The following is a 4434-nucleotide window of genomic DNA, read 5'->3' on the forward strand; positions in this document are numbered from 1 at the left end:
GTGGGGGGCAGACAGCCCCCCGGACCCCGCTTGACGCAGGCATGGCGATAGCCCAGCCTGCGCGCATGTTTCCGATCCGCGATCACAACCCTTCGGGCCGGGTGCCCCATGTCACGCGGCTTCTCGTCGCGCTGAATGTGCTGATATTCCTGGGCTACTGGTTTCTGCTCCCCTCCGATGCCGCCTTGGAGCGGTTTTTCTTTGACTGGGGGCTGGTGCCGGGGCGGGCGGTTTATGAGGGGGCCTGGGGCGGGGTCTTGACCTCGATGTTCCTGCATGCAGGTTGGGCGCATCTGTTGGGCAATATGCTGTTCCTGTGGATCTTTGGCGACAATCTGGAGGATCAGTTCGGCCCGTTGGGGTTCTTGCTGTTCTATCTGGCCTGTGGCGCGGCGGCGGCGGGGGCGCAGATTGCGGCTGATCCGGGGTCTGGCATTCCCATGGTCGGCGCCTCGGGGGCGATTGCCGGGGTGATGGGGGGCTATCTGCTGCTGTTCCCGCGCGCGCGGGTCGATGTGCTGTTCTTTTTCCTGATCTTTTTCCGCATCTTCGCCATTCCCGCCTGGGCGGTGCTGGGCTTTTGGTTCGGCAGTCAGGTGGTGGCGGGATTGGCCACGCCGGTTGATCTGGGCGGTGTCGCCTATTGGGCGCATGCCGGGGGCTTTGTCGCGGGGCTGCTGCTGGTGTTGCCGCTTTGGCTGCGGGGCGGCGGGGTGCGCTTTTGGCAGCGCAGCGCGGGGCATCCCGCGCATCCGCCGGTGGTTTATGCCCGCACGCGCATTCCGCTGGTGCGGCGGGGCTGACCCCCAAGCCCCCGCCTGAAACGCAAAACGCGCGCCAAGGGGCGCGCGTTTCCGGGCGGTGGCGGCGGTTTCACTCGCCGCGGATGATCTTGCGGAAGGGCTCGAACAGGGCCTCGTTGCCGCAGATGACCGAGCCGCTCTCCAGCGGGTCCTGGTCTTCGCGGATGCCGGAGACGAGGCCGCCTGCCTCGCGCACCAGCACCAGACCCGCCGCCATATCCCAGGCATTCAGGCCACGTTCCCAATACCCGTCATAGCGCCCGGCTGCGACATAGGCCAGATCGAGCGCGGCGGCGCCCCAGCGGCGTACCCCGGCGCAGACCGGCATCAACTGGCCAAGGTCTTTCAGCGTGGCCGGCAGCGGGCCGCGCCCGGCAAAGGGCACGCCGGTGGCGAAGATGCCCTCGATCATGTGGCGGCGCCCCGATACCCGCAGGCGTTTGTCATTCATCCAGGCGCCCGCGCCTTTCTCGGCCCAGAACAGCTCGTCCTTGGCGGCGTCAAACACGACGCCCGCGACGATCTCGCCCTTGTGTTCCAGCGCGATGGAAATCGCCCAATGCGGCAGGCCGTGCAGGAAGTTGGTCGTGCCATCCAGCGGATCGACGATCCAGCGGCGGGTCGGGTCGGCGCCCGCCGTCTCGCCGGTTTCCTCGCCCAGCCAGCCATAGGTCGGGCGGGCGGCCATCAGCTCTTCCTTGATGATCCGTTCCGCCTCGCGGTCGGCTTTCGACACGAAATCGCCGGGGCCCTTGGAGGAGACCTGAAGGTTCTCGACCTCGCGGAAGTCCTTGACGAGGCTGCGCCCGGCCTTGCGGGCCGCCTTGATCATCACATTCAGATTGGCGCTGCCCTGCATCGGCTTTCCTCGTCGCGTTCGGTCATGTCGGGTGTTCAAACGGGGCTTCTAGCCGGAAAGGGCGCGGAAGGAAAGGGGGCGCGGGGCCGGGTCTTCGGCGGTTGTGGAGGGGCGGTGTTACCAGACTGTTACCTCTCTGTGGTTTGGCTGGCGGCAGGAAACAGGAGGCATGCGATGCGGGATGATGAGTTGGACCTGCCGGGGCGCGACTGGCTGGCGGCAGAGCTGGCCGATGCGCTGGACGAGGAATACGAGCTGGAGATCGAGGATGCCGCGCTCTCTGAGGAAATCGCGCGCATCTACAAGGAAAAGCATCCCGATGCGCTGGACCGTGCCACCTATATGCATGCGCTGATCCGGTTGCAGTCAGAGCTGATCAAGTTGCAGGATTGGGCGGTGCATCACGGGGAAAAGGTGGTGGTGCTGTTCGAGGGGCGCGATTCCGCGGGCAAGGGCGGCGTGATCAAGCGCATCACCCAGCGGCTGAACCCGCGCGTGGTGCGCACCGTGGCCTTGCCCGCGCCGACCGAGCGCGAGCGCAGCCAGTGGTATTTCCAGCGCTATGTGCCGCATCTTCCGGCGGCGGGCGAGATCGTGCTGTTCGACCGCAGCTGGTACAACCGCGCGGGCGTGGAGCGGGTGATGAGCTTTGCCACCGAGGATCAGGTGGAGGAGTTCTTTCGCGACGTGCCGGAGTTCGAGCGTATGCTGGTGCGTTCGGGCGTGCGGCTGGTGAAATACTGGTTCTCGATCACCGATGAGGAGCAGCAATTCCGCTTCCTCATGCGCATTCACGACCCGATGAAACAGTGGAAACTGTCGCCGATGGACCTGCAAAGCCGGGTGCGGTGGGAACAGTATACCAAGGCCAAGGAGGAGATGTTCGCCCGCACGAATATCCCCGAGGCGCCGTGGTATATCGTGGAAGGCAATGACAAAAAGCGCGCGCGGCTGAATTGCATCGACCATTTCCTCGCGCAATTCCCGTATGCGCCGGTGCCGCATGAGGAGATCGCGCTGCCCGACCGGGTGTTCAACCCCGATTACGAACGCGCCGTGCTGCCGCCCGAGCTGTATGTGCCGGAAAAGTATTGAGCGACGAAGTCTTGAACGGCTGAGGCACAGAAAAAACGCCCGGTCCCGCTGCCGTGGGACCGGGCGTCAGTTTGCCGGAAAAGGGCCTCAGGCGACCTTTTCCAGCGCCACCTCCGGAGAGAGGCCAAGGGCGTGGCACACGTCACGCGTCAGATGCGGGCGGTTGAGGGTGTAGAAGTGCAGATCCTCGACGCCCTCGGAAATCAGCGTGTCGCACAGCTCGGTGCAAAGCGCGACCGAGAGCAGATCCTCGCGCCCGTCGCGCTTGGCCACGGTGAAAGCATCATCGAGCCATTGCGGCACTTGCGCGCCGCAGCGGGCCGAGAATTTCTTCACACCGGCAAAGTTTTCGATCGGCAGGATGCCGGGGATGATCGGGGCGGTGATGCCTTCCTTCACGCAGAGATCGCGGAAGCGCAGGAAGGTTTCGGCCTCGAAGAAGAACTGGGTCAGGGCGGCGGTGGCGCCCGCGTCGATCTTGCGCTTCAGCCAGCGCACATCTTGCAGCGTGTCGGCGGCATCGGGATGCGGCTCGGGGTAAGCGCCGACGCGCAGGGTGAATTTGCCGGTGGCGGCCAGCGCCTCGATCAGCTCGACGCTATGGGCAAAGCCCTCCGGGTGGGCGGTGAAACGGGTGGCGCCCTTGGGCGCATCGCCGCGCAGCGCCACGATGTCGGTGATGCCATTGGCGGCGTAGGCCTCAGCGATCTCCAGCGTTTCGGCCTTGGTGGCATCGACGCAGGTGAGGTGCGCGGCGACGCGCAGCCCGGTATTCTTGGCAATCGTCGTCACCGCATCATGCGTCAGCTTGCGGGTGGTGCCGCCCGCGCCATAGGTGACCGAGACGAATTCCGGCGCCAGAGGTTGCAGCATCTGCACCGTTTCCCACAGCTTGAACGACGCATCGAGCGTCTGCGGCGGGAAGAATTCAAAGGAAATGCGCGGTGCAGTCATCGGCTCGGCTCCTGTTTCGGATGCCCTCTTGTGCCGGAAAATGCGATGTGAGACAAATTCATAATGCTCATCATGATTATGAGGAAGTCTCATGTATTTCGACATTCGCCACCTGCGCAGCATCAAGGCGATCCAGGATTGCGGCGGCCTGGCGCGGGCGGCCGACATGCTGAACATGACCCAAAGCGCGCTGAGCCATCAGGTGAAGGCAATGGAGGATCAGGCCGGGATGGAGCTGTTTGTGCGGCGCTCCAAGCCCATGAAGCTGTCGGCGGCAGGGCAGCGCATGTTGCGGGTGGCCGAACGGGTGCTTCCCGAGATGGAGGCGCTGGAGGAGGAGTTCCGCGCCCTGCTGGCAGGCAAGACCGGGCGTCTGCATATCACGCTGGAATGCCATGCCTGTTTCGACTGGCTGTTTCCGGTTTTGCAACAGTTCCGCCATGCTTGGCCGGATGTGGATGTGGACATCCGCACCAGCCTCGCCTTTGACGCGCTGCCCGCGCTGGACCGCGAGGAGGTCGATCTGGTGATCTCCTCCAACCCGCTGACCCTGCCGGGGATCACCTTCACGCCCTTGTTCGACTATCACCCGACATTGGTGGCCTCCAGCCTCAACCCCCTGGCGCAAAAGCCCTTTGTCGAGGCCGAGGATTTTCGCGACCAGACGCTGATCACCTATCCGGTCAGCCGCGACCGGCTGGATGTCTTTACCGAACTGCTGAC

The 4434-nt window shown here is 64.5% G+C and carries 5 protein-coding genes; 3 read left to right on the top strand and 2 right to left on the bottom strand.

Annotated elements, in window-relative coordinates:
• Positions 1–65: 65 nt before the first annotated feature.
• Positions 66–803, top strand: coding sequence for a rhomboid family intramembrane serine protease (locus tag JNN06_RS13060; RefSeq protein ID WP_291240031.1), 738 nt, complete (start codon positions 66–68; stop codon positions 801–803).
• A 70-nt stretch (positions 804–873) separates the two neighbouring features.
• On the opposite strand, the gene JNN06_RS13065 is transcribed toward JNN06_RS13060, so the two are convergent.
• Positions 874–1662: an inositol monophosphatase family protein gene (locus JNN06_RS13065; RefSeq protein WP_291240032.1), complete on the bottom strand. Its 789-nt coding sequence runs from the start codon at positions 1660–1662 to the stop codon at positions 874–876.
• Positions 1663–1836: 174 nt separating this feature from the next.
• Here JNN06_RS13065 and ppk2 point away from each other — a divergent pair, with 174 nt between their 5' ends.
• Positions 1837–2757: a polyphosphate kinase 2 gene (gene ppk2, locus JNN06_RS13070; protein WP_291240033.1), complete on the top strand. Its 921-nt coding sequence runs from the start codon at positions 1837–1839 to the stop codon at positions 2755–2757.
• An 87-nt stretch (positions 2758–2844) separates the two neighbouring features.
• On the opposite strand, the gene metF is transcribed toward ppk2, so the two are convergent.
• Positions 2845–3711 (bottom strand): methylenetetrahydrofolate reductase [NAD(P)H], encoded by an 867-nt coding sequence (gene metF, locus JNN06_RS13075; RefSeq protein WP_291240034.1) that lies wholly within the window; start codon positions 3709–3711, stop codon positions 2845–2847.
• Positions 3712–3802: 91 nt separating this feature from the next.
• Here metF and JNN06_RS13080 point away from each other — a divergent pair.
• Positions 3803–4434 (top strand): LysR substrate-binding domain-containing protein (locus JNN06_RS13080; protein WP_291240035.1); only part of this gene is annotated, 632 nt, incomplete at its 3' end.

Source organism: Gemmobacter sp., from assembly GCF_016792925.1.
Taxonomy (GTDB): Bacteria; Pseudomonadota; Alphaproteobacteria; order Rhodobacterales; family Rhodobacteraceae; genus Gemmobacter.